Raw genomic sequence first — 25824 nt, 5'->3', positions numbered from 1 at the left:
GCCGGGCGGCACTGGCTTGATGCGGCAGCCTGATATGTATCAGAGTTCCTTGTAGATATCCTCCATCCCCATATCCTCTGCAAACCCCAGATTCCCAAGGGTGCGGCCGCCGTTTATATAATCCCGGTCATTGATTGCACCGGCCACGCCTAAAAAGGAGCGCAACACCGGCATGTCAAGGCCGAGACGCTGGGCAGCGGAGAGGACGAATGCGCCTCCGCAGCTGCAGTCTTCATGGAGATAACGATGATCTACGGCATTGGGGCCGTCCATATACTCATAGAATACATGAACCTCCGGGTGATTGTCAAGGTCCAGTACCTTGTCAATCATCCCGGTGGGATTGCCGTGGACCGTCAGGCCCATGGCTTCAATCACCTGCTTCCTTTCCTCGCTGATTTTCCGTATGCAGCGGACCACGGAGGGGGTGAATGCATACTTGAATAAGGAAAACTGATTTCCCTTTCGGTCGATTTCAGGAGTGGACAGGACGGTGCTGGCGATGTGGTTGATGACATTGCCTGCATTGACCACGCCTTCAAATACATTCTCATTGGCAGTGTATTCCACTACGCCTTCTAATGCTTTCAGCACCTTTTCCGTGTCAGAGGCGGGAAGGGAGGCTGCCTTTCCCTTTAAGTTTAACGGCATGCCGACCGTGACCTCGGCGGGGGCGGAGAGACGGCAGGGACAGAAGTTGCCTTCCTTTTCCGTCAGGGTGACCTTTGCAGTAACACCCATTTCCTTAAACACATCCCTGAAAATGAACGATCCCAGGTTTCCCGGAATGATGAGGATGTGCTGTCCGTCCCTGACATAAGGGGCAATCCGGCGTGCAATTTCCTCGTGGCGGTCCGAGGGGACGTGGATGAAGATGGCCTCTGCATGTTCAACGGCTTCCCCTGGGTCCAATGTGATTTTTGCCGGCGTGCCGGTCCCGTGGACCTTGCCGCGCAGCTGGATGAATCCCATTTCTTTTACGGCATCCAGCTCCTTCTGGAAACGCGCGTCATCATGGAAGGTTACCTGAAAGCCCCTCTGCGACATGATGGCGGCAACCGCATGACCGGTGGAACCGGCTCCGATTACAGTAATATTCTGGATCATTTTGAATTCCTCTCTTTCTTACACGATTTTATCATTCATCCCGCAATCAGCTGGGCGATGGAGAATACAACGGTAGTTGTTATAAGGATGAGCAGCGCGCCGAAGCAGACCACCTTGGTACGCATGGCGGCATCCGGTATCTCGCTCCGCCCATGGAAAATGGAGGCCGGGGCGGATGCGCCGGGAAGGACAATCCCGATGTTGGCAATCCAGATCAGGGCAGCGCCCGCTATGACCGGGTTCATGCCCGCGGCCATTACAAAGGGACTGACCACGGGAATCATGGCCCCTCCGAAGGCAATATTGGACCCGATGTTGGTAAGGATCATCATCACGATGATGGTGAAGATTAAGATAAACAGCGGACCCCTTCCGGCAAATAAGGGTTCGAATATTCCCGTAAGCCAGGGAAGGATCCCGGTTGCCTCGTTGGTCATGGCAGTGGCCAGGGGGATGGTGATTGCGCACATCATGATGACGGGCCAGCTGACCGCTGCGTCAGAGTGCTTGATGTCATTAAACACAATGGCTGCCTTTTTGTCCCCCTCGCCGCTGGGAAGGACCATCAGGATGGCGGAGCACAGGCAGTACAGACCGCCCACGGTCAGGGTATTGTTGACGAAATTGGAAACCGGGTTTTTGGTAAAGGTCCCGGCAAAAATGGATAGCAGCATGATGATGACATAAACAATGATGATGCGTTTGGCCCTGGGCCTTAAATGCTTACTGTCCTCACCCATTTTTTCCACGTCAAAGCCCTTCATGATGCTGAAATCCACCTTGAAAAGTTTGGCGCCCAGGATGACGTAAGCCGTCATCACGATGGTCCCCACCAGCCCGGTGAGAAGGAACATGAATCCCAGGTTGACGATTTCCCCGGTAACATCGGCCCAGGTCGTTGCAAGGCCCAGCATCCAGCTCTTATAGGGAATCATCCCTCCGCCCATGACCATGGACAAAAGGATGCCGCCAAAGCCGTAATAGCGGAATGTGCTGTCCTTGTCATAGCCGCAGGAATCAGCGATATCCGTCCAGATGGCGTAGAGCAGCAGGGCCATGGCTATCTGGCTCAATACAATGGCGGACCACATGAAGATGAACATGAAGCACCATGTGTAAAACAGCGGTTTTCCCTTAAATGCCTTCTGGGACAGGGACCAGCGGATGAACCATTTCCCAAAACCATATATTACAATGGCCCCTGCGGTAAAGTACTGGGTGATGATCTGGAACACGGTAGAACTTCCCATGGTGGCGGATATACCCGCGTTCATGCTGCCCGGGAACCCGCTTAAGCCGTAAGCGATGAAGGCGAAAAGGGAGGGCCAGATGATCTCGCAGGTGGAATATCCGTAAATAACGCCCAGGAACGTGCCTAACAGCCTCATACCCATGGGGGTAAGGGTGGCAAAGGGCGGAATGAAACCAAAGCCGAACATAAGAAACAGCGTGATGATGATGTGCACATACATCATAGGTGAATAACCTTTCTTCATACCAATCTTCTCCTTATTCTTTGTATCACTAGATGAAGCATTAATCTGCCGGTTAATTTGTCCGGCGCCCGGGGCAGGGTGCAAGGACAATGTTGCAAGGAGCAGGTTGGGGCTATTATATCATCTGTGCGGAAAAATAAAAGACATTCCAAAGAATCTGCCTGCATGTTTCTTTGCTAATGGATACCAAAAATATCGGATGGCAAAAGATGCCAAGGGTTGCTAGAATGATGGCAGGAGCAGACAGGGTCAGGGGCATGACTACAGGAAAGGAATGGGAGAAGCGAATTATGTATGGTTGGAGAGCGAAAATCGGGCTGATTACCCCAATGAGTGAAAATGCCGAGCATGCGTTTCACATTTATGCACCGGAAGGAGTTTCCTTTGCATCGATGAAAATCAACTTCCCGGGGCCGACCCCGGAAGGACTTATGATCTTAACGGACCAGCTGGAGGAGACGGCTGCCAGGTATAAAGGATATGATGTGGACCTGGTGGTGTTCGGCTGCACATCCGGCAGCTGCATCAAGGGCGCCAACTGGGATAAGGAATGCATCCGCAGGATAGAAAATGCCTGCAATATACCGGGCCTTACCACCAGCACCGCGGTATTGGAGGCTTTTCAGGCGCTGGGAACAAAGAAGGCGGCTGTATTAACCCCTTATCCGGAGGCAACCAATGAGGCGGAAAAGAAGTTTTTAGAGGACAATGGATATGAGGTTACAAGCATCATCGGCATGGACGTAAGCTCTATACGCCGGGACGGACATAAGCTTGAGGAGGCGGATGAATATTTCCTCTACCGCAATGCCATCAACATGGATTTAAAGGGGGCAGATACCTTTTTCTTAAGCTGTATGGGCCTGACTACCATGGAAATCATCGATGATCTGGAGACTGCCCTTAAGATACCCGTGGTCACCAGTCATCAGGCAACTTTATGGAGCGCGCTGCGCCACTGCCGGGTAGGGGCAAAGCTTCCTAAAATGGGCAGACTGTTTACGCTTTGAAGGAGGGATGGGACATGTATAGTTTACGGGCAAGAATCGGTGTGATCGCCCCCTTGGACGATCAGGTGGAATATGCATTTAATAAATATGCCCCGGAAGGGGTCTCCTTTGACAGTACCCGGCTTTCCTTCCCCGGCCCGACGCCGGAGGGGTTGATTTATCTGTCGGACCAGCTGGAGGAAGCCGCCAGGATGTATAAGAAAAAGCGTCATGATGTGGTGCTTTTCGGCTGTACCTCAGGCAGCTGCATCAAAGGTTATGGATTCGATAAGGAATGTATTGAACGGATTGAGAGGGCCTGCGGATGGCCGGGGCTGACCACCAGCACGGCGGTGTTAGAGGCGTTTAGGGCCCTGGGGCTTAACAGGACCGTGGTCATGACCCCTTATCCGGAAGAAACCAACCAGGCTGAGAAAAAGTTCCTGGAGGACAATGGAATCACGGTCACCTCCATTACCGGAGTGGGATTCAACCGGGTGGGTGAATACTCCCATCCGGGCAAGGCCTTTTTATACCGCCAGGCCAAGAAACTGAAAACAGAAGGGGCCGAGGTGTTTTTCTTAAGCTGTATGGGGCTGGCCACCATGGAGCTGGTAGAAATCCTGGAGGAGGATCTTGGGATGCCGGTCATTACCAGCCATCAGGCCAGCCTGTGGTCCTGCCTGCGCCACTGCAGGGTAAATGATAAGATTGACGGGCTGGGCAGGCTGTTCACAATTTAGGTAACAAGGAGGATGGAAAATGGGTTTTAATGTTCATGAAATAACAACGGATATGACGAAACAGCTGTGTCATTTTATAAAGACACTGAAGTATGAGGATATTCCGCCTGCAGTCATTGAGCAGGCGAAAATGATGGTGATGCAGACCTGCGGCGTCAGCCTGTGCAGCGCACAGCTAAAGCAGGTCAGGGATGCAATGGAAATCTCCAAGGAAATGAGCCCGGGGGAAGAGGGCTGCGCCACCCTTTGGGCGGACGGTAAGAAGGTAAGCTGGGAGGCTGCTGCTTTTACGGCAGGCACAATGGGGGACGCCCTGGACTGGGAGGATTGTTCCGTGACAGGGCATCCGTCCGCAGGTGTGATCCCGGCAGCCGTGATTGCCTCGGAGGTGCTGCACCGGAGCGGGAAGGAACTCCTGACCGCCGTGGTGGCTGGATACGAGGTGTACCAGAGGGTGGCGCTGGCGGGGAGGAGCAGCATTGCCAGCTACAATATCTTTGGGATCCTGCCGGTGCTGATGAAGCTCCTGGACCTGCCTGAAGAGAAGATGAACCAGGCCTTTGGCGTGGGAACCGCCTGTGCCATCATACCGGCCAATGTCCACGAAATCACCATGTCGGATTCCCTGAATTACCTGTACGGCTACCGCATGGAGAACTGCGTGACCATGATTAAGACCGCCTTAAATGGTATCGAGAACATGGAGGACGCCTTTGACGACCCCACCGCATACCTGGCCCACTGCGGATATCAGGAACCGGAATGGCTCACAAAGGAACTGGGGACCCACTGGATGATGATGGATATGCTTCTGGTAAAGCACTGGCCTGCCAATGTATTTGTCCAGACCTATGCGGAGCTGGCTTCCCGTCTGGTGACCAGATATTGTTTTAACCCGGATGAGGTGGACGAAATCATCATACGCCCGTCCGTTGCCTTCCGCCACTGGTACAGTGAGACAGGATATGAGTCCCTGACACAGGCCCAGTTCTCCATTCCGTATGTGACGGCCTGCGCCATGTATCATCCGGAGCCGGGAGCGCTGTGGTATCAGCCCGAAACCATGAAGGATGCGCGGATCATCGCCCTGATGAACAAGGTAAAGGCAGATGGATTTGTGAAAATGTCGGGGATGAAATTCATTAAGGACCTGATTGACGGTAAGCATCCGGAGAAGTTCATGATTGTCCGTTTAAAGGATGGGACCGAGTATACGGAGAGTGCCTTCACCCATCCGGGCCACCCGCGCTACATGCTGACAAGGGATGAATTTAAGGAACGTTTCCGCCTGGAGACAAAAAATATCCTGTCCAAGGAGAAAACAGAAGGCACCATCGAGTGCATCTGTCATTTGGAGGAATGCCCGGATGCGTCCGTGCTTCCCGGTTTCTTCCATTAATCCGGCGTTCCATTTTTTATCATTCAGCCACTGCGGGAAGCTGGTAAAAGACCCGGCTCCATATCAGTGGAATGTATTGCACATCAGCGCAAAAACAGGCGCCGTAAGCGCCTAAAAGACAAGCGCTGAGTGCTCATAACGAGGAGGTACAAGTATGCGGTATAACCGGTTATATAAAGACAATGATTTCCTTACTCCAACTACATATACCCAGGAACTGTCGGAGTATGCGGAACAATTATCCTATGAGGACATCCCGCCGGAGGTGGTGGAGCGGGCCAAGATGATCCTGCTTCAGACCATTGGCGCGGCCCTGGCTGCCAAGGGAACCCCCATTGCAGAAAAAGCAGGGAAAATGGCCAGGGAGGCCAACGGCGGCCCCGGCGGCCCTACAACGGTCTGGGGCATGGATGGGAAAATGGCTGCGGTCAATGCGGCCCTTGTCCTGGGTACCATCAGCGATGCCCTGGACTGGGAGGACTGTTCCTGGACCGGTCATCCGGCGGCAGGCGTTATTCCCTGCGCATGGCTGGCGGCAGAGGAAAAGCATAAAAGCGGCAAGGACCTGATTACGGCCATCGTGGCCGGGTACGAGGTATACCAGCGCATTGCCATGGCGGTCCAGCCATCGGACGAACGGTGGAAGACAAAGGGCTGGGGATTGACCAGCTGGCAGATATTTGCCTGCATCCTGCCGGTTGTCAAGATTTACGGACTGGATGCCAGGAAGATCAACCAGGCCATCGGAATGGGCTGTGAGTGCAGCACCCTTCCGGTTGCCTACCATGCAACTACCATGTCGGATTTCTATCACTATGAGCACGGTTACCGGGCCAGGGACGGCTTCCTGATTGCCAAGTCCGTGGAGAAAGGAATCCATAACCAGAGGGATGCCCTGGATGAGCCCAGATGCTACACCGGCGTCATCTGCGGGGATGACGGCTCCAACGGTTCAGCCGATACCACAATCAGATCCGGGGAAGCAGACCTGTCCTGGCTTACCAGGGAGCTGGGGGAGCGGTATCTGATCATGGATACCCTGCTTAAGCACTGGCCCGCCAATATGTGGGTGCAGACCCCGGTGGAACTGGTGAACGGCATGGCAAAGGAACACGGATTCGGACCGGATGACATTGAGGAAATCATCCTGGACCCGCCTATCCGCAACCGCATGTGGGCTCCGGATGAAGGCTTTACCTCCGTAACCCATGCCCAGTTCTCCGCCCCCTATGTAATCGCCACCATGCTGCTGCATCCCAATCCCGGCGCCTACTGGTATACGCCGGAGATGATGAAGGACAGGGAGGTCATTGCACTGGCTAAGAGGGTGAAGCCGGGAACCTCTCCCGAGGATTCGCCTATGACGGGCTTTAAGCAGTTCCGGAACGGTTCTTATCCCATGAAGACAATCACGGTAACGTTAAAGGACGGACGGACCTTTACCGGCTCCATGGACTGCCATCCGGGCCATCCGGCCAATATGATGGAACGCGGCGAGTTTGTAAGCAGGTTCCGTATCCAGGCATCCCCTGTGCTGCAGGGAGAAAAGCTGGAGCAGGTCATTGAGACAATCTGCAATATTGAACATGTGGACGATATTGCTTCTGTCAGCGGAATGCTTGCCTAAGCGGAGGACTTTATGAAAAGAATAGCCATTATCGGTTTTGGCGGCGCTGGTTACAGCGCTGCCAGGGAAATACGCAGACTGGATCCGCAGGCTGTCATTGATGTGTATTCGGATACGGATACAGGGCCGTGCAATCCCATGCTCACAACCTATTATGTGAAGGACTCCCTTTCCTATGAGGGGATGTTTCCCTTCGGGACCCTTGAGGAGATTGCAAGAACCCTTGATTTGAATGTGAACTGCCGGACGCCGGTGGCAGGACTGGTTCCCGGTGAGCGGAAGATAATACTTTCAGACGGCAGCCGGAAGGGTTATGATCAAATATTAATCAGCACCGGGGCGTCTGCCGTCATGCCTCCTGTCCCCGGAATCCAGATGCCCGGCGTATTTAAGATGAGGACCCCGGAGGACGCCGTGGATCTTAAGCAGAAGCTGGACTCGGGAAAGGTGCGCAGCTGTGTGGTGATAGGCGCATCCTGGGTGGGAATCAAGGTGGTGGAGGACCTGAGGTCCAGGAACATTCCCTGCACCCTGGTGGACGGGGCGCCCTGGATGTTTTATACCGCTGCATTTGAGGAAACCGCCCAAAGGGTCCAGGCAGACCTGGAACAAAAGGGGGTGGCCGTATCCTGCGGCCAGATGCTCTCGGCCATTGAGCAGGAGGAGGATGGACGCCTGTCAGCCGTCATGGAAAGCGGAAAACGGTTTACGGCCGACCTGATTGCGGTCTGCGTGGGCGTGCGGACCAATACTGCATTTGTACGGGACAGCGGACTCGCAATGGGACGGGCAATTGTGGTGGATTCCAGGATGCGGACCAATTATGAGGGGATTTATGCGGCCGGGGACTGCTGCGAGGCCATTGACACCCAAAGCGGGAAAACCAGGAACATAGGGGTATGGCTGAATGCCGTCAAACAGGGACGGACAGCCGGGGCGAACATGGCTGGTGTGCCGATGGAATTTGACGCCAATGTGCTTGTGAACCTGGCCCATTATCTGGACTATGATTTTATCAGCATCGGGGATATCAGCGCCTGCGGCCCGGAGGACCTGGTTTATGAATATGAGGATGAAACATATTATATCCGCGGGACGAAAAACAAGGGCAGGATCCAGTGTATCAATGTCATTAACTCTTCGGACAGCAATGGCCTGTTAAAAAGCATTTTCATCAAATCACTGAAAAGCCCGGATGCCGGTCTAGATGTCCAGAGCATCTGTTATCTGATGGATAAGGGCTTTCCGGCAGGCTTTATAGAATTTTTAGGAGGAAAATCCGTTGACTGAACTTGAGAAAAAAATAAAGGCAAAGATTCCGGGTGAAGATACCGGAATTGAAATAAGACATTCCCTGTGCGCAATCTGCAGTCCGGGCCATCACTGCGGTGTGGACTGCTATGTGAAGGACGGGGAAATCATCCGGGTGGAGGGTACGCCGGAGCATCCCTATAACCATGGCAGGCTTTGCACGAAAGGTTCCGCGCTTAGAAACTACATTTACAGGGAGGACCGCATCAGGACGCCCTTAAAGCGCATAGGGGAAAGGGGGGGAGGCAGGTTCGAACCGATCAGCTGGGATGAGGCTTACCGGATTATTGCAGAAAAGCTGAATCAGGTCAAGGAAACCTATTCCCCTCATTCCGTGGCCTTCTTCAGCGGTTACTGCAAGTGGTACCGCCCTATTTTCCACCGCTTTGCCCATGTGTTCGGAAGCGTGAATTTTGGCACGGATGACAGTACCTGCAGCGCCTCAAAGGTAATTGCGGATAAGGTGACCGCAGGATGCGGCGCAGGACCTGACATGGGCCATGCCAATACATTTTTAGGCTGGAATTACGATGGCTATTATTCCTCCCATCTCTCCGTGGCAGGCGTGCAGAAACTGAGGGAGAGAGGAGGGAAGGTCATCATCATCGACATACGGGATACCCCGGCATCCAGGAACCTGGCTGATATCTTCCTGAAAATCAATCCGGGTACCGACGGGGCGCTGGCCTTAGGGATGGCAAAGCTGATTATTGACAATGGCTGGGCGGACCGGGAATACATTGAAAAATATACATACGGTTTTGACCAGTATAAGGAAATGGTGGACCAGTATCCCCTGGACAGGGTAAGCGGCATCACAGGTCTTGAACCCGATCTGATTTATGAGGCGGCAAAGCTCTATGCCACAAACGGGCCGGCCTGTACCAACTTTTCCGCCTCCGCCCTGGTCCATCACATTAACGGGTTTAACTCCCACAGGGCCATCCTGTGCCTGTCCGCCCTTACCGGCAATTTTGACAGGGCGGGCGGCAATGTCCCCAATCCGCCGACCTACCTGCATAAGCCCGCCGGCTTTAAGGTCAGGGAGCATGAGTTCAGGTCCGACCGTTATCCCAAGGACGGGGAGCGTATCGGGGCGGGGCGGTTCCCCCTGTGGAATGCCCAGTTTGATGAATTCCAGGCAATGGACCTGCTCCGCCAGCTGGAGGAGGGCACACCCTATCCGGTAAAGGCCATTTTTGCGCTGGGAATGAACGCCAAAATGTTTCCTGAGACAGATAAGCTTCTCTCTGCCATGAAGGATAAGCTGGATTTCTTTGTGGACACGGACATGTTCATGACCATGACAGCCAAGTATGCGGATATTGTCCTGCCGGCCTGCTCCTCGGTTGAGAGAGGGGAATTAAAGGCGTATCAGGGCGGTTACCTGACCTTTACAAAACCGGTAATCCCGCCCCTTTATGAGTCTAAATCCGATGTGGATATCCTGTGCGGCCTGACCCGCATCATGGACCTGGATGACCCGTACCTGAAGGCCGGTTATGAGGCGTCGGCGGACTGGATGATTGAGGGCTGCGGACTGACGGTTGCGGATTTAAAGGCAAGCAGCCTGCCGGTGAAGGTCCCTGCCGCCAAGTGGCCTGTGAAGCCGGGAACGTGCCTGGAGAATGGATTTAAGACCGCCACAGGGAAGTTTGAGTTTTATTCCACTGCCATTGCATCCATAGACCCTGCCTTTGGCCTGAATCCGCTGCCGGATTACCGGGATTCACTGGAAGACCAGAATGACCCTGGGACAAAGGAGAAATATCCATTCTATCTATGCACCGGCGCAAGGCTGGCCCATGCCATCCATTCCAGGGCACATGAGACCCCGTGGCTGCGCAGTATCCGGCCCGACCCCACCTGTGAGATCCACAGGGAGGATGCCAGGAGGCTGGGAATCAGGGAAGGGGACAGGGTTGAATTATCAAGTCCTTACGGCGAGATTTTCATGAAGGCCAAGGTCACGGGAAAGATAAAGCCGGGTGTCATCCTGACGCTCCACGGTTATACGGAGGCCAATGTAAACGAACTGATAGGACGCAATCATGTGGATCCCTATTCCGGTTTTCCCGGATTCAAGGGAATGCGCTGTAATATCCGCAAATGCCAGGAGGTTGAATAATGAAACATGTTTTTGTATTTAATCCGGATAAGTGCTGTGCCTGCTCTGCCTGTATGATGGGCTGCATGGACCAGAATGATATTGACCTGACGGCAGGCGATACCTGTTACCGTAAAACCTTTGACCAGGAGATAGAGGAGGCGGACGGCAGCAATACCTGCGCCTACCTGTCCGCGGCCTGCATGCACTGTACGGATGCTCCCTGTGTGGATGCCTGTCCGGCAGGATGCCTGGGCAAGGACCCGGAAACAGGTTTTACTGTTTATGATAACACCAACTGCATCGGCTGTAAAAGCTGCGCCATGGCCTGCCCCTTCGGCGCCCCCAGATACCGTGTCACGGATGGGAAAATGGTCAAGTGCGACGGCTGCAATGAGCGGGTGAAGCATGGGCTGCAGCCGGCCTGTGTAAGGGCCTGTTCCTTTGAGGCGTTGACCTGTGTGACTGAGGAGGAGTACCGGGACAGCGGAAGTGACAAGGCATGCAACCTACTGATCCAATCCATAAGGAAGCGGACCTGATGTTAATTACAGATGTAGGAAGCGGGGGTAGGAAAATGAATCATATGCTATTTTTAAATGAGGAAGACGTGTGTTCCCTGCTGACCCCGGCTGATGCGATTGCAGCAGCAGAGGACACCTTCCTCCATATCGGCCTGGGGGACATCACGGTGGGGGATATGGCGCTCATGTATGTGGATGAAGCGAAAATGAACAATTTTCATTCCATGCCTGCCATCCTCCACTACAGAAACGCGGCAGGGGTTAAATGGATCAGCACGTATGCGGACCCGCTGCCCGGCTATCCATTCTGTCACGGAACCCTGGTTATCTTAAGTGATACAAAAAGCGGGTCCCCCATAGCCCTTGTAGGGGCCATGAACATCACTGCCATGCGCACGGCCGGAGGCCATGGCGTGGTACAGGCCAGGCACCTGTGCCTGCCAGGGCCAAAGGTCCTCTCGGTCTGCGGATGCGGTGCCCAGGCCAGGTCCGGCATCAGGGGGATGCTTACCCAGTTCCCCTGTATCAGGCAGGTCCGTATCTTCAGCCGGAGTACCGGGCCAATAGAGGCTGTAAGGGAGGAACTGAAGGACAGGGTGGAGGTGATACCCTGTGACAGCCCTTTAAAGGCAGTAACCGGAAGCAATTTAATCCTTATGGCATCCGGCGCACAGACACCCCTTGTTACCTGGGATATGCTAAAGCCCGGCGCAACCGTGATTGGAATCGAGGGATTCCGGGACCTGGACCCGCAGATTGGAAAAAGGGCAGACAAATGGTACCTGGGATACCGCAGGCCGGACGCCCATATTTTACGGTCACCACGGCTGAATCCAGGCGGATTGCTGAAAGAAGGGGACGTATCCGGCGATATGACGGAACTTCTCACCGGAAAGGTACCTGGCCGGGAACGGGAGGATGAAATCATAGTTTCCACGCATATGGGCATGGGGGCCCACGATGTGAACTGCGCCCTGACCGTCTATGAGCGGGCGCTGGAAATGGGGATTGGACAGAAGATGGTTTTTTAGGTCTGGTAAAGGCAGCTTCAGGCCGGCGTCACATGACACCGGTCCGGGGCTGCCTTTTTCAGCCGGTCCCCAAAGAATGAAAAAACAGGTATCCGGCTCATATCTTTCATATTTCTGGTAAGAATAATCCTTCAGGGAGACAATTTAACCGGAAAAGGAGAACTACTTATATGGGACAGAGGGACAAGGATAAAAAGATTTTATGGCATACCCTTGCATTCATGGCATTTTCCACGGTCTGGGGCTTTGGGAATGTCATCAACGGGTTTTCGGAATACGGGGGCCTCAGGGCGATTGTGTCCTGGATCCTGATATTTGCCATCTATTTTGTGCCGTATGCCCTGATGGTAGGCGAGCTTGGCTCCACCTTCAAGGATGCGGGCGGGGGCGTCAGTTCCTGGATCCAGGAAACCATAGGTCCCAGGATGGCATACTATGCTGGCTGGACCTATTGGGTGGTGCACATGCCATATATTTCCCAGAAGCCCAATTCCACGGTGATTGCGGCCAGCTGGGCGCTGTTCCAGGACAAGAGGGCCAGCAGTATGGATACCACGGTCATGCAGTTAATCTGTCTGGTCATATTCCTGTTTGCCATGTACCTATCCAGCAAGGGCATGGGCGTGCTTAAGCGCCTGTCCGCCCTGGCCGGTTCCACCATGTTCATCATGTCCATGCTGTTCATTGCAATGATGGTGGCTGCCCCGGTATTGACAGGAGGAACCTTCATGTCGATTGACTGGTCATGGAGGACCTTCATCCCCAGCTTTGACTTAAGCTTCTTCATGGGACTTTCCATCCTGGTCTTCGCGGTGGGGGGATGCGAGAAAATATCCCCCTATGTCAACAAGATGAAGGACCCGTCCAGGGATTTCTCCAAGGGAATGGCGGCCCTGGCCCTTATGGTGGCAGTGACCGCCATACTTGGCACCATTGCCCTTGGGATGATGTTTGATTCAGACCATATCCCGGCGGACCTGATGACAAACGGCGCCTATTACGCCTTCCAGAGGCTTGGGGAATACTATCATATGGGGAATTTCTTTGTGATTGTATACGCCCTCACCAACCTGATCGGCCAGTTTTCCGTCATGGTGCTGTCCGTGGACGCCCCCCTGCGCATGCTCCTTGACAGCGCGGATACGCGCTTCATACCCAGGAAGATGTTTGAGAAAAATGAACACGGCACCTATGTAAACGGACACAGGCTGGTGATGCTCATTGTCTGCGTCCTGATCATCGTGCCTGCCTTCGGCATCCGGAATGTGGACGTGCTGGTGCGCTGGCTGGTAAAGGTCAACTCGGTCTGCATGCCCCTTCGTTACCTGTGGGTATTCGTGGCCTATATCGCGCTTAAGAGGGCGGGGGATGCCTTCCACGCCCAGTACCGGTTCTTAAAGGGCAGGACAGCCGGTACCCTGGTGGGAATCTGGTGTTTCGGCTTTACGGCATTTGCCTGTATCACAGGTATCTATTCCGATGACCTGTTCCAGCTGGTGCTCAACATCGTAACCCCATTTGTGCTGGTGGGGCTTGGGTTCATCCTGCCCTGGCTGGCTGCCAGGGAGAATTAAACGGCTCTATTGCCTGATGGACCGGTTTGTGGTACAGTAGATGGTATAAAAAGGAAATGATTGACAAAGGAGATACATGATGAGTATAGAGAAGGCGGAATGCATCCAGCTGACCAAAGGACTGATACGTTTCCTGGAGGACAGCCCCACCAGCTTCCATGCAGTGGCAAATATAGCAGGAATCCTCAGGGAAGCAGGGTTTACAGAGCTTCATGAAGGTGAGAAGTGGGAATTGAAAAAGAAGGGATCCTACTTCGTGACCAGGAACCAGTCATCTATCATATCGTTCAGGATACCGGCCGGAACCTGTTCGGGCTACCAGATCATGGCCAGCCACAGTGACTCCCCGTCCTTTAAGATTAAGGAAAACCCGGAGATGGAATCCGAAGGCCATTATATCAGGCTGAATGTGGAAAAGTATGGCGGCATGCTGTGCGCGCCGTGGTTTGACCGGCCCCTGTCCGTGGCAGGGCGTCTGGTGGTGAAGACAGGGAACTGTCTGGTATCAAAGCTTGTGAAGGTGGACCGTGACCTTTTGATGATTCCCAACCTGGCCATCCATTTTAACCGTCAGGTCAATGATGGATACAAGTATAACCCACAGGTGGATATGATTCCCCTGTTTGGCGGCCACGGCTCCAAGGGGACGTTCATGAAGCTTGTGGCTGAAGCTGCAGGCGTCCATGAGGAGGACATCCTGGGCCACGACCTGTTCCTGTACAGCAGGATGCCGGGAACCATATGGGGGGCTGAAGGCGAGTTCTTCTCCTGCGGGCGGATTGACGACCTGCAGTGCGCATTTGCGTCCCTTAAGGGATTCCTGGAGGGTGAACCCGCGGAGGGGATTGCGGTCCATGCCGTGTTCGACAATGAGGAAGTGGGCAGCGGGACCAAGCAGGGAGCGGATTCCACATTCCTTGAGGATACCCTGAGGCGGATCAACACCGGGCTTGGCAGGGATGAGGAGGCATACCTGATGGCGCTGGCATCCAGTTTCATGATATCGGCGGATAATGCCCATGCGGTCCATCCAAACCTGCCGGACCGGGCAGACCCCACCAACCGTCCTTATATGAACCAGGGGATTGTGATCAAGTACAATGCCAACCAGAAGTACACCACGGACGCGGTGTCCGCAGCCATGTTCAAAGCCCTGTGCCAAAGGGCCGGGGTGCCCTTCCAGACCTTTGCCAACCGTTCGGACATGCCGGGAGGCTCTACCCTTGGCAATATAAGCAATGCCCATGTGTCCCTGAACACGGTGGACATCGGCCTTCCCCAGCTGTCCATGCATTCACCCTATGAGACGGCCGGCATAAAGGATACATGCTATCTTACGGAGGCAGCCGCACACTTTTACTCTGCCTGTATCAGGGCAGGGGAGGGCGGATGTTATGAGATAGTATAAGAAAGGCGTAATATGTTTTCCAAAAAACAACTGATAAAACTGCTGGCCCCCCTGATTGTGGAACAGATCATGGCGGTGCTGGTTGGTATGGTGGACGTGGTGATGGTGGCGGCCGTGGGCGAGGCCGCCGTGTCCGGGGTATCCCTGGTGGACTCCATCAGCGTCCTGATCATACAGATCATGGGCGCCCTGGCAACGGGAGGCGCGGTGATTTCCGCCCAGTATCTTGGAAAGGAACAGCCCAGGGACGCCCGTAAGGCGGCGGGACAGCTGGTCAGCGTTACCCTGACCCTGTCCTTGATAGTGACCCTTATTGCAATCATAGGCAACCGCCGTCTCCTGGGCGCCATATTCGGCAAGGTGGAACTGTCCGTGATGGACAATGCACAGACCTATTTCTGGATAACGGCGCTGTCATATCCCTTTATCGGGCTGTATAACGCATGTGCGGCCCTGTTCCGTTCCATGGGTAATTCCAAGGTGTCCATGATGACATCCCTGGTGATGAACATCATCAATATCGTGGGCAATGCCATCTGCGTGTTCGGCCTTAAGATGGGGGTGGCAGGGGTTGCCTATCCCACCCTGTTCAGCCGCATCATTGCGGCGGCCATGATGTTTGTCCTCATACAGAACCGCCATAATTCCATCCGCCTGAACAGCATGAAGTCACTGGTGCCGGATATGGGCATGATTAAGAACATCCTTTCCATCGGCATACCGGGCGGGCTGGAGAGCGGTATGTTCCAGTTCGGCAAGATATTCCTGCAGAGCCTTGTGTCCTCCCTGGGCACTGCCTCCATTGCAGGCTATGCGGTTGCCAGCAACCTGGTCACCATCCTGTACCTGCCCGGAACCGCCATCGGGCTGGGCCTTATCACCATTGTGGGACAGTGCGTGGGGGCAGGAAGGCTCTCTGAGGCAAAGCATTATGCCAAGTCCCTCATAGGGGTGAATTACGCCATCCTGCTGGTGCTCAGCTCCTCCATGGTGCTGTTTTCAGGGGAACTGGTGGGGATTTACCAGCTGTCGGGGCAGGCGTCCCGGCTGTCCCGGGACCTGATTACGGCCCACAGCATCGCCATGCTTGTATGGCCTCTGGCATTTACCATTCCCCATACCCTGAGGGCGTCCCTGGATGCCAGGTTTACCATGGCCGTGTCCGTATTTTCCATGTGGGCTTTCCGCATCGGGTTCGCATACCTGTTCGTGTACATATTTAAGCTTGGGGTGATGGGAATCTGGTATGGGATGTTCATAGACTGGATTTTCAGGGCAGTTGTGTTCTCACTGAGGTTCAAGGGATTTGAAAAACGGGCAATATCGGTCTGATTGATAATAAACATAGGAGGAGGCAGGTGTGTATGCAGGAGCATTTTATGGATATGGCCAGTATGCAGGAACTTCTGCGCATGGCCCGCACCGGGTTATGGACCATTGAACTGGAGGAGGGGAAGGAACCCAGGATGTACGGGGATAAGGCCATGATGGAGCTTCTTGGCCTGGATGGGATGCCGTCCCCGGAGGAATGCTACCGGGTATGGTATGACCGGATTGACCATGATTTTTATCCCATGATAGAGACAGGGGTGGATGAGATGATCCGCAATAAGCGGGCGGAAGTCCAGTATCCATGGGAACATCCCCTGTGGGGGACCATCTATGTGCGCTGCGGGGGCGTCCGGGATGAAAGCCAGGAAGATGGGATATGCCTCAGGGGATATCACCAGAACATCACCGATACCATCATGCTCAGGGAGAAGGCCCGGCTCAGGGACAATGTGCTTTCCAACCTGTGCCAGTGCTATTATTCCATCTATCTGTTTGACCTGGACAATGACGTGGAGGAGGCTGTATGGCAGGAGGATTACATAGAGAAGACAGGGGCATTTCCCAAGGGGAGCCTGAAGGTATATTATGAAAAGTTCATCCGGGAACATGTATGTCCCCAGGACCAGGAGAAGATGCGCCGGGCAGGGAGTCCCGGATTCTTAAAGCAGATCCTGTCCGAGGAACGGCCCGTGTATGACATTGACTTCAGGCGCCAGTACCCGGACCGTGTCCAGTGGGTGCGCTCCCGGTTCAGTGTGGCCCAGATGAAGGACGGCAGTGTGTCAAAGGTGGTATTTGCCAATATGAACATCCACCAGCAGAAGATAAATGAGATGCAGCAGGAAGAGGAAAACAGGAAGGCGCTGATGACCGCCTATGAGACGGCCAAGGAGGCCAGCGAGGCAAAGAGCAGTTTCCTGGCCCAGATGTCCCATGATATCCGCACCCCCATGAACGCAATCATAGGAATGACAGCCATTGCCATGTCCCACAGCCATGAGCCGGAGCGGGTGGAGGACTGCCTGGAGAAAATCAATATGTCCAGCAGCCATCTGCTGGCCCTCATTGATGATGTCCTTGACATGTCAAGGATTGAAAAGGGGAAGATGCAGCTTATGGACGCGCCTTTCTGCATGGATAAGCTGGTAGATGAGGTGGTTACCATCATCCGTCCATCGGCGGAGGAAAGAGGCCATTCCCTGAAGGTGGATACGGCAGACCTTAAGCACCGCCGCCTCATAGGGGACAGCGGGCGCCTGCGCCAGGTACTTTTAAACCTCATGTCCAATTCCGTGAAATATACGCCTGGGAACGGGACCGTGAAACTGACCGTAAAAGAAGTGGCCCAGAGGGTTGCCGGCTTCGGCAATTTCGTGTTCATCGTGGAAGACAGCGGGATCGGCATGACAGAAGAGTTCAGGAAGTATATTTTCGTGCCCTTTCTCCGGGAGGAAAAGGTGAGGGAAACACACATTCAGGGCACGGGGCTTGGCATGCCCATTACCCAGGGCATCATAAACGCCATGCAGGGCAGCATCCAGGTGGAGAGCGAACCTGGCAGGGGAAGCCGTTTTACCGTGACGCTGAGCCTGAAACTGGATGAAGAAGAACAGAAGGAAGAGGAAGCGTCCGGGAAAATCGTGGACGTGGGCAGGCGCAGGGATGCATTTTCCGGCAGGACCATCAGGGTGCTGGTGGCGGAGGACAATGAACTCAACATGGAGATTGTCAGGACCATCCTTGGGGAGGCAGGAATCAGTACGGAAGGCGCCTTCAACGGACAGGAGGCATTAAACGCATTCCAGGCATCGGGGGACGGGTATTACCAGGCCATCTTAATGGACCTGCAGATGCCTGTGATGGACGGGTATACGGCGGCCCGGAAAATCAGGGAAAGCACCCACCCGCAGGCGGCGGACATCCCGGTGATTGCCCTGACAGCCAATGCGTTTGCAGAGGATATTGCCAAAGCGCTGGCCGCCGGAATGAATGACCATGTTGCCAAACCCATTGACTATGAACGGCTTTTTGACGTGCTGGAAAAGTGTCTGGCCTGATGTATATTCCCCCGTAATTTGCATTTTTAGCTGATGTCATGTATAATAGTCAGGAACTTATAATGGATTCAGATTGACAGGTGACGCAGGTGGGGCAGGAATATGCCAATATTATCATAGATATTTCCCATGAAAGCGTGGACAGGACATTCCAGTACAGGATACCGGAACACCTGTCCGGGAGCATTCATGCGGGGCAGCAGGTCTATATCCCCTTCGGTCAGGGCAACCGGCAGCGCAAAGGTTATGTGGTGGGGCTGACTGACCAGGCGGAGATAGACGAGAATAAGATAAAAGATGTGGCTGGGATTGTGCAGGGAAGCGTGACTGCAGAGTCCCAGCTTATTTGGCTTGCATGGTGGATGAAGGAGCGGTATGGATCCACCATGAACCAGGCATTAAAGACAGTGCTTCCAGTGAAGCAGAAGGTAAAGGAGGCGCCAAAGCGGCAGTTGAAGTGTCTTCTGGACCAGGAGGGGCTGCTACGGGCCGTGGAGGAGGCCAGGAGGAAGAACCATAAGGCAAGGCTCCGGCTTCTGGAAGCCTTTCTCTCGGCGCCGGTGATTCCGTATGAGGAAGCCATGAACCGTTTAAGCCTGACGGCAGCAGTGGTTAAGCCGCTGGAGGAGGGCGGCGTCCTTAAGGTGGAGGTGGTGGAGCGGTACCGGAATCCGCTGCTGGAGATGCAGCGGCTGGCCGGCATGCCCCGGGAAGGGAACACCCTTGCTGGCGGAGGCACCGCTGGGAACCCTGGCACCTTCCCGGCCCTGAACCAGGCCCAGCAGGAGATTGCAGATTCCATTCTCCGTGACTATGGGGAGGGAATCCGAAGGACCTATCTGATCCATGGAATCACGGGCAGCGGCAAGACGGAGGTCTACATGGAGCTGATTGCCCATGTGCTCCAGGCGGGGCGCCAGGTGATTGTCCTGATTCCTGAGATATCCCTTACATGGCAGACCGTGATGCGGTTTTACACACGTTTCGGCAACCGGGTGTCCGTGATGAATTCCAGGATGTCCGCCGGGGAACGCTATGACCAGTATGAAAGGGCGAGGACCGGGGATATTGATATCATGATTGGTCCCCGGTCCGCCCTCTTTGCCCCGTTTTCAAACCTTGGCCTCATCATTATAGATGAGGAGCATGAAAATGCCTACAAAAGCGAACTTTCCCCGCGGTATGACGCCAGGGAGGCTGCCGCCGTGCGGGCGGAGGCGAACCATGCGTCCCTGATCCTCGGTTCGGCCACCCCGTCCCTGGAGTCCTATACAAAGGCGCTGAGGGGGGAATACGGCCTGTTTACCATGAAGGAGAGGGCGAAGGCAGATGCCAGCCTTGCCAAGGTGGAAATCGTGGACCTGCGGGAGGAACTGAGGGCAGGCAACCGTTCCATCTTCAGCCGCCGCCTTCAGGAACTGATGGAGGACAGGCTTGCAAAAAAGGAACAGATCATGCTCTTCATCAACCGCAGGGGATATGCGAACTTCGTATCCTGCCGTTCCTGCGGGGAGGCCATCAAATGCCCCCACTGTGATGTGACACTGACCCTTCACAGGAACGGCCGCATGATGTGCCATTACTGCGGCTACTCCATGGAACAGCCAAAGGTATGTCCTTCCTGCAGCTCCCGGTATATCGCCCCCTTCGGGACAGGGACCCAGAAGATTGAAGCCATGGCGGCCGGGCTGTTCCCGGATGCAGGGATCCTGCGGATGGACCTGGACACCACGTCCAGGAAGGGAGGCCATCAGGAGATACTATCCGCCTTTGCAAGGGGGGAGGCGGATATCCTTATCGGGACCCAGATGATTGTGAAGGGGCATGATTTCCCCAAGGTCACCCTGGTGGGCGCCTTAGCGGCGGACCTTTCCCTTTTCGCATCGGACTACCGGTGCGGGGAGCAGACATTTGCCCTTCTGACCCAGGCCGCGGGCAGGGCCGGGAGAGGGGAACTGGAGGGCAATGTGGTCATCCAGACCTACCAGCCGGACCACTACTGTATCCAGGCAGCCGCAAGGCAGGATTACGAGGCATTCTACGGCCAGGAGATGGCCTACAGGCGCCTCCTTGGCTATCCCCCGGCCGTGGGACTCTTAACCATCCAGATGGCATGTCCCAGGGAGGATGTGGTGGAACAGGCGGCCGGCCGCACCGCCGGATGGGTGGAAGGATGGAAGGCCGGACAGGACAGGAATGGACCCGGCAGGGACCTTAAGTTAATCGGTCCCGTGAATGCGCCTGTTTACAAAGTTAATGATATTTATAGAAAAATTTTATATATAAAGCATGAAAATTATGATATACTGATACAGATTAGGAAAATGGCAGAACTCCGCCTTAAGGAGGCCGAGGGCCGTTTTGGCCTGACAATACAGTATGATTTAACATGACAAAAGGAGATTGGTAGAAAATGGCAGTTCGACAGATAAGGATTATGGGAGATGATATTTTAACAAAGAAGTGCAAGCCTGCGAAGGAGATGACCGGGCGGACCATGGAATTGATTGAAGATATGTTTGAAACCATGTATGAGGCCAATGGCTGCGGCCTGGCCGCCCCGCAGGTTGGAGTGCTGAAGCAGATTGTGACCATTGATGTGGACGACGGCAACCAGTATGTGCTGATCAACCCAGAGATCATCGCTCAGGACGGCAGCCAGACCGGATATGAGGGGTGCTTAAGCCTTCCAGGCAAATCCGGTATCGTGACACGTCCTAACTACGTGAAGGTTAAGGCCCTGGATGAGAACATGGAGCCTTTTGAGCTGGAGGGCGAGGGACTTCTGGCAAGGGCCATCTGCCATGAGGTTGCCCATCTGGAAGGCCAGATGTATGTGGAACTGGTGGAAGGTGAGCTGGTGGACGCCGGCGCTGAGCCTGAGGAAGAGATTGCTGAGTAGGAACGTATATTGCAGGGTTTTACAGATATGATTGAGGAACAGGAGTGTGGACATGCGTATTGTATTTATGGGAACACCGGATTTTTCCGTACCCACGCTTAAGGCGCTGGTGGAAGCAGGACATGATGTGGCTGCCGTGGTAACCCAGCCGGACAAACCAAAGGGCAGGGGCAAAGAGATGCAGATGACGCCTGTGAAGGTCCAGGCGCTGGAATATAAGATACCCGTATACCAGCCGGTGAAGGTAAGGGACCAGGCGTTCATAGAGGTGCTGCGGGAACTGGAGGCGGATGCGTTTGTCGTGATTGCCTTTGGCCAGATCCTTCCCAAGGCCGTGCTGGAACTTCCCAGGTATGGCTGCGTCAACATCCATGCATCCCTGCTGCCAAAGTACAGGGGGGCGGCTCCCATCCAGTGGTGTGTCATTGACGGCGAGAAAGAGACAGGCATAACCACCATGATGATGGATGTGGGCCTGGATACCGGCGACATGCTGGAGAAGGTGGTCATACCCATCGATGAAAAGGAGACAGGGGGAAGCCTTCACGACAAGCTGAGCCTGGCAGGGGGAAGCCTGATTCTCTCCACACTCAGGAAACTGGAGGAGGGTACGGCCGTGCGCACGCCCCAGACAGAGGAGGGGACCTGCTATGCGAAGATGCTGACCAAGTCCCTTGGGGACATTGACTGGAATCAGGACGCCGTATCCATCGAACGCCTGATACGGGGCCTTAATCCGTGGCCAAGCGCCTACACCATGTGGAACGGAAAGACCATCAAAATCTGGGCCGCGGATGTCATTAAGGATGAGGCCCCTGCAAACAGCCTGCCCTGCGGAGGGGTGGCTCTGTCTGACAGGCATTGCCTGGCAGTCAGGACAGGAGACGGCCTTCTTTCCATCAAAGAACTCCAGATGGAAGGAAAGAAGCGCATGGATATAGAGGCATTCCTGCGCGGATATCCCATACCGGCCGGGGATGTGTTTGTGAACAGGACACAACAGTAACTTTGCATAATGAAAGAGAGTGATGAATAACCATGTTTTATCCATTTTATGATTCAACCTATATACTGGTACTGATTGGCGTCATCGTATCCATGATGGCGTCCGCCAAACTGAATGCCACATACCAGCGCTATTCGGCTGTCAGGAGCATGTGCGGCATGACGGGGGCCGAGGCGGCCAAGCGGCTGCTGAATTCCCAGGGCATCTATGATGTGACCATACGACGCGTGCCGGGGAACCTGACCGACCATTATGACCCCAGGTCTAAGACAGTCAACCTGTCAGACGCGGTATATGGCTCCACGTCCATTGCCGCCATCGGTGTGGCTGCCCATGAGTGCGGTCACGCCATGCAGGACGCAACGGACTATTCACCCTTAAGGATCCGCGCAGCCCTGGTGCCTGCCGCCAATCTTGGTTCCCAGCTGGCATGGCCCCTGATCCTCATAGGCCTGCTCCTTGGAAGCGGCGGTTCCGGCCTTGCCATGGCGGGTATCGTACTGTTTTCACTGGCGGTCCTGTTCCAGCTGGTGACCCTGCCTGTGGAATATAACGCAAGCCACAGGGCGGTTACCCTTCTTGATTCCACGGGAATCCTGGCAGGACAGGAAGTGGGCCAGACCAGAAGCGTGCTGAATGCAGCGGCCCTTACCTATGTGGCGGCGGCAGCGGCCTCCATCCTCCAGCTTCTGCGCCTGCTGATGATTTTCAACAGAAGGAGGGACTGATGGCTGGGAATCCGGACAGGGGAATGGAAAACCGTGGGATTGTGCTGGATATACTGTCGGAAGTGCTGGATAAGGGCAGTTTTGTCCATCTGGTACTGAACCAGGCCCTTCAGAAGTACCAGTACCTGGACAAGTCGGACAGGGCGTTCATCACCCGGGTGACGGAAGGAACCCTGGAATATCTCCTGCAGATTGACTATATTATTAATAAGTATTCAAAGACAAAGACAGACAAGATGAAACCGCTTATCCGCAACCTTCTGCGGATGAGCGTGTATCAGATTTTATACATGGACAGGGTGCCGGATTCCGCGGTCTGCAACGAAGCCGTGAAGCTGGCGGTGAAACGCCGTTTCACCGGGCTTAAGGGTTTTGTGAACGGGGTGTTAAGGACCATATCCAGGGAAAAGGCTTCCCTGGTGTTTGATTCCCCCTCCCTGGCCTACAGCATTCCCCAGTGGATGTACGATATGTGGGAAAAAGAATATGGCAGCGCAAAGGCGGAGATGATTGCCGCCTCTTTTCTTGAAGACAGGCCCACGTGGGTGCGCTGCAACCTCAGCAGGGCTTTAAGGGAGGCAATCCTTAATTCCCTGGATTCCCAGGGGGTAATGGTGAAGGAACTTGACTGTCTGCCCTCCGTGCTGGCAATTTCAGGCTATGATTATATGGAAGGACTGGAATGCTTCCAAAACGGATGGATCCAGGTGCAGGATGCCACCTCCGCCTTTGTGGGGGAACTGGCAGACCCGAAGGAGGGGGATTACATCATCGATGTATGCGCTGCCCCCGGAGGCAAAAGCCTGCACCTGGCAGATAAGATGAAGGGAACGGGAATGGTGGAGGCGAGGGATTTAAGTTACCAGAAGACAGCCCTGATTGAGGAAAACGTGGCCCGTTCCGGCGCTGCCAATATCAAGGCGGTGGTCTGGGATGCCCTTGTGCCTGATGAGGATGCCAGGGAAAAGGCGGACATCGTGATTGCGGACCTGCCCTGTTCCGGACTTGGGATCATCGGCAAAAAGCCGGACATCAAGTACAATATGACCATAGATAAGATGAGGGAGCTTTCCAGGCTTCAGCGGGATATCCTCTCCGTGGTATGGCAGTATGTGAAGCCCGGAGGAACCCTGGTGTACAGCACCTGCACCATCGACCCTATGGAAAATGAAGGGAATGCCATGTGGCTGTCAGAAAATTTCCCGCTTGAGCCAGTGGACTTATCCGGCAGGCTGGGGGCGGATTTTGATGAACCATCCCTTAAGGATGGACGGATACAGTTCCTTCCTGGAATCCACCCCTTTGACGGCTTTTTCATCAGTGTGTTCAGGCGCGTCTGAGAACCGTGGTTCCTGCGGGCTGAACCGTGTATGGGTCCGGGACAGATGGATGATAATGAAAGAAACAGGAGTTATGCTATGTTGGATTTGACGGATAACAAAGGCCGTAAGGATATAAAATCCATGACACTGGAAGAAGTGACAGAGGAGATGGCGGCCCTGGGGGAGAAACCCTTCAGGGCAAAACAGATTTACGACTGGATACATGTGAAGCTGGCTGGAAGCTTTGACGGCATGTCAAGCCTGTCCAAGGAACTGAGGCAGAAACTGAAGGACAATTACAGCCTTACATGCCTTTCCATCACGGAGGAACGTATATCCCAGGTTGACGGGACCAGGAAGTATCTCTTTTGCCTGGAGGACGGCAATATCATAGAAAGTGTGTGGATGCAGTATCATCATGGGAATTCCGTATGCATCTCTTCCCAGGTGGGGTGCAGGATGGGCTGCCGTTTCTGCGCATCCACCCTGGATGGGCTGGAGCGGAATCTGAGGCCTTCGGAAATGCTGGACCAGATTTACCGGATACAGGCCCACACAGGCCAGCGGGTTTCCAATGTGGTGGTGATGGGTTCAGGAGAACCCTTTGACAACTACGACAATGTAATCCGTTTCCTGCGCCTGATTTCCCACGAAAAAGGGCTTAATATCAGCCAGAGGAACCTGACCGTCTCCACCTGCGGCATTGTGCCGGGCATACGGCAGTTCGCCCAGGAAGGTCTGGCCGTCACCCTTGCACTGTCCCTCCACGCCCCCAATGATGAGGTGCGCAAGACGCTGATGCCCATTGCCAACCGTTATAAGTTAAAGGATGTGCTGGAGGCCTGCCATTACTATTATGAGAAGACAGGGCGCAGGCTTACCTTTGAATACAGCCTGGTCCAGGGGGTCAATGACAATCTGGATGAGGCCAGGGCGCTGAGCCGCCTGATTAAGGACCAGCATGGCCATGTGAACCTGATCCCGGTGAATCCCATCAAGGAACGGGATTACGTGCAGTCAGGCAGGAAGGCCATTGCAGATTTTAAGGACCTGCTTGAAAAAAACGGTATAAATGTTACAATCAGAAGAGAAATGGGCCGGGATATAGGCGGAGCCTGCGGCCAGCTGCGAAAGAGCTATATGGAAAAGGGGGCGGAGTAA

General features: G+C 54.4%; 20 protein-coding genes. 18 read left to right on the top strand and 2 right to left on the bottom strand.

The genetic code is table 11. The features are described from left to right. Positions 1-39 precede the first annotated feature (39 nt). Positions 40-1107, bottom strand: coding sequence for an NAD/NADP octopine/nopaline dehydrogenase family protein (locus tag MCJ35_RS11110; protein ID WP_008716454.1), 1068 nt, complete (start codon positions 1105-1107; stop codon positions 40-42). A 35-nt stretch (positions 1108-1142) separates the two neighbouring features. Next, entirely contained in the window at positions 1143-2603 is a 1461-nt protein-coding gene (locus MCJ35_RS11105) for an SLC13 family permease (protein WP_008716452.1), read from the bottom strand. A 290-nt stretch (positions 2604-2893) separates the two neighbouring features. On the opposite strand from MCJ35_RS11105, the gene MCJ35_RS11100 reads away from it, so the two are divergent. The 18 genes from MCJ35_RS11100 (at position 2894) to rlmN (ending at position 25824) form a co-directional block, all read left to right on the top strand. Continuing rightward, positions 2894-3613 carry a maleate cis-trans isomerase family protein gene (locus MCJ35_RS11100; protein ID WP_008716450.1) on the top strand — a complete coding sequence of 240 codons (720 nt, stop codon included), beginning with the start codon at positions 2894-2896 and terminating at the stop codon, positions 3611-3613. Between the two features lie 14 nt (positions 3614-3627). Next, positions 3628-4335: a maleate cis-trans isomerase family protein gene (locus tag MCJ35_RS11095; protein ID WP_008716448.1), complete on the top strand. Its 708-nt coding sequence runs from the start codon at positions 3628-3630 to the stop codon at positions 4333-4335. A gap of 19 nt (positions 4336-4354) precedes the next feature. After that, positions 4355-5734 carry an MmgE/PrpD family protein gene (locus MCJ35_RS11090; RefSeq protein WP_240299480.1) on the top strand — a complete coding sequence of 460 codons (1380 nt, stop codon included), beginning with the start codon at positions 4355-4357 and terminating at the stop codon, positions 5732-5734. Between the two features lie 154 nt (positions 5735-5888). Continuing rightward, positions 5889-7361: an MmgE/PrpD family protein gene (locus tag MCJ35_RS11085; protein ID WP_120055767.1), complete on the top strand. Its 1473-nt coding sequence runs from the start codon at positions 5889-5891 to the stop codon at positions 7359-7361. Positions 7362-7373: 12 nt separating this feature from the next. Continuing rightward, entirely contained in the window at positions 7374-8651 is a 1278-nt protein-coding gene (locus MCJ35_RS11080; protein ID WP_025487113.1) for an NAD(P)/FAD-dependent oxidoreductase, read from the top strand. Beyond that, positions 8644-10800, top strand: a complete 2157-nt coding sequence (locus tag MCJ35_RS11075) for a molybdopterin-containing oxidoreductase family protein (RefSeq protein ID WP_025487114.1) — start codon at positions 8644-8646, stop codon at positions 10798-10800. Before MCJ35_RS11080 ends, MCJ35_RS11075 begins: the two co-directional genes overlap by 8 nt. Next, entirely contained in the window at positions 10800-11321 is a 522-nt protein-coding gene (locus MCJ35_RS11070; protein ID WP_025487115.1) for a 4Fe-4S dicluster domain-containing protein, read from the top strand. Before MCJ35_RS11075 ends, MCJ35_RS11070 begins: the two co-directional genes overlap by 1 nt. A gap of 35 nt (positions 11322-11356) precedes the next feature. Then, positions 11357-12334 carry an ornithine cyclodeaminase family protein gene (locus MCJ35_RS11065; RefSeq protein WP_162158558.1) on the top strand — a complete coding sequence of 326 codons (978 nt, stop codon included), beginning with the start codon at positions 11357-11359 and terminating at the stop codon, positions 12332-12334. A gap of 170 nt (positions 12335-12504) precedes the next feature. Beyond that, positions 12505-13908, top strand: coding sequence for an APC family permease (locus MCJ35_RS11060; protein WP_240299479.1), 1404 nt, complete (start codon positions 12505-12507; stop codon positions 13906-13908). A 79-nt stretch (positions 13909-13987) separates the two neighbouring features. Further along, positions 13988-15316: a M18 family aminopeptidase gene (locus MCJ35_RS11055; RefSeq protein WP_025487118.1), complete on the top strand. Its 1329-nt coding sequence runs from the start codon at positions 13988-13990 to the stop codon at positions 15314-15316. Positions 15317-15328: 12 nt separating this feature from the next. After that, complete coding sequence (locus MCJ35_RS11050) at positions 15329-16648, top strand: MATE family efflux transporter (RefSeq protein ID WP_025487119.1); 1320 nt, start codon at positions 15329-15331, stop codon at positions 16646-16648. Between the two features lie 32 nt (positions 16649-16680). Further along, entirely contained in the window at positions 16681-18705 is a 2025-nt protein-coding gene (locus MCJ35_RS11045) for a hybrid sensor histidine kinase/response regulator (protein WP_025487120.1), read from the top strand. A gap of 89 nt (positions 18706-18794) precedes the next feature. Beyond that, complete coding sequence (gene priA / locus MCJ35_RS11040; protein ID WP_240299478.1) at positions 18795-21098, top strand: replication restart helicase PriA; 2304 nt, start codon at positions 18795-18797, stop codon at positions 21096-21098. Between the two features lie 20 nt (positions 21099-21118). Next, complete coding sequence (gene def, locus MCJ35_RS11035) at positions 21119-21607, top strand: peptide deformylase (RefSeq protein ID WP_025487121.1); 489 nt, start codon at positions 21119-21121, stop codon at positions 21605-21607. Positions 21608-21659: 52 nt separating this feature from the next. Further along, the gene (gene fmt, locus MCJ35_RS11030; RefSeq protein ID WP_025487122.1) at positions 21660-22613 is read left to right on the top strand and encodes a methionyl-tRNA formyltransferase; all 954 of its coding nucleotides are present in this window, start codon (positions 21660-21662) and stop codon (positions 22611-22613) included. 32 nt (positions 22614-22645) lie between these two features. Further along, positions 22646-23341, top strand: coding sequence for a zinc metallopeptidase (locus MCJ35_RS11025; protein WP_008716420.1), 696 nt, complete (start codon positions 22646-22648; stop codon positions 23339-23341). Next, the gene (gene rsmB / locus MCJ35_RS11020) at positions 23341-24681 is read left to right on the top strand and encodes a 16S rRNA (cytosine(967)-C(5))-methyltransferase RsmB (RefSeq protein ID WP_025487123.1); all 1341 of its coding nucleotides are present in this window, start codon (positions 23341-23343) and stop codon (positions 24679-24681) included. Before MCJ35_RS11025 ends, rsmB begins: the two co-directional genes overlap by 1 nt. Positions 24682-24759: 78 nt before the next feature. Further along, entirely contained in the window at positions 24760-25824 is a 1065-nt protein-coding gene (gene rlmN, locus MCJ35_RS11015; RefSeq protein ID WP_025487124.1) for a dual-specificity RNA methyltransferase RlmN, read from the top strand.

It is taken from the genome of Enterocloster sp. OA13, from assembly GCF_022440595.1.
Taxonomy (GTDB): Bacteria; Bacillota; Clostridia; order Lachnospirales; family Lachnospiraceae; genus Enterocloster; species Enterocloster hominis.
The sequence above is the reverse complement of the archived record's forward strand: the minus strand, read 5'-3'. Positions and strand labels throughout refer to the sequence as shown.

Excerpts from the sequence above, each read along its gene's own strand:
- MCJ35_RS11110 (WP_008716454.1), bottom strand. The coding sequence starts at position 1,107 with ATGATCCAGAATATTACTGTAATCGGAGCCGGTTCCACCGGTCATGCG.
- MCJ35_RS11105 (WP_008716452.1), bottom strand. The coding sequence starts at position 2,603 with ATGAAGAAAGGTTATTCACCTATGATGTATGTGCACATCATCATCACG.
- MCJ35_RS11100 (WP_008716450.1), top strand. The coding sequence starts at position 2,894 with ATGTATGGTTGGAGAGCGAAAATCGGGCTGATTACCCCAATGAGTGAA.
- MCJ35_RS11095 (WP_008716448.1), top strand. The coding sequence starts at position 3,628 with ATGTATAGTTTACGGGCAAGAATCGGTGTGATCGCCCCCTTGGACGAT.
- MCJ35_RS11090 (WP_240299480.1), top strand. The coding sequence starts at position 4,355 with ATGGGTTTTAATGTTCATGAAATAACAACGGATATGACGAAACAGCTG.
- MCJ35_RS11085 (WP_120055767.1), top strand. The coding sequence starts at position 5,889 with ATGCGGTATAACCGGTTATATAAAGACAATGATTTCCTTACTCCAACT.
- MCJ35_RS11080 (WP_025487113.1), top strand. The coding sequence starts at position 7,374 with ATGAAAAGAATAGCCATTATCGGTTTTGGCGGCGCTGGTTACAGCGCT.
- MCJ35_RS11070 (WP_025487115.1), top strand. The coding sequence starts at position 10,800 with ATGAAACATGTTTTTGTATTTAATCCGGATAAGTGCTGTGCCTGCTCT.
- MCJ35_RS11065 (WP_162158558.1), top strand. The coding sequence starts at position 11,357 with ATGAATCATATGCTATTTTTAAATGAGGAAGACGTGTGTTCCCTGCTG.
- MCJ35_RS11060 (WP_240299479.1), top strand. The coding sequence starts at position 12,505 with ATGGGACAGAGGGACAAGGATAAAAAGATTTTATGGCATACCCTTGCA.
- MCJ35_RS11055 (WP_025487118.1), top strand. The coding sequence starts at position 13,988 with ATGAGTATAGAGAAGGCGGAATGCATCCAGCTGACCAAAGGACTGATA.
- MCJ35_RS11050 (WP_025487119.1), top strand. The coding sequence starts at position 15,329 with ATGTTTTCCAAAAAACAACTGATAAAACTGCTGGCCCCCCTGATTGTG.
- MCJ35_RS11045 (WP_025487120.1), top strand. The coding sequence starts at position 16,681 with ATGCAGGAGCATTTTATGGATATGGCCAGTATGCAGGAACTTCTGCGC.
- def (WP_025487121.1), top strand. The coding sequence starts at position 21,119 with ATGGCAGTTCGACAGATAAGGATTATGGGAGATGATATTTTAACAAAG.
- fmt (WP_025487122.1), top strand. The coding sequence starts at position 21,660 with ATGCGTATTGTATTTATGGGAACACCGGATTTTTCCGTACCCACGCTT.
- MCJ35_RS11025 (WP_008716420.1), top strand. The coding sequence starts at position 22,646 with ATGTTTTATCCATTTTATGATTCAACCTATATACTGGTACTGATTGGC.
- rsmB (WP_025487123.1), top strand. The coding sequence starts at position 23,341 with ATGGCTGGGAATCCGGACAGGGGAATGGAAAACCGTGGGATTGTGCTG.
- rlmN (WP_025487124.1), top strand. The coding sequence starts at position 24,760 with ATGTTGGATTTGACGGATAACAAAGGCCGTAAGGATATAAAATCCATG.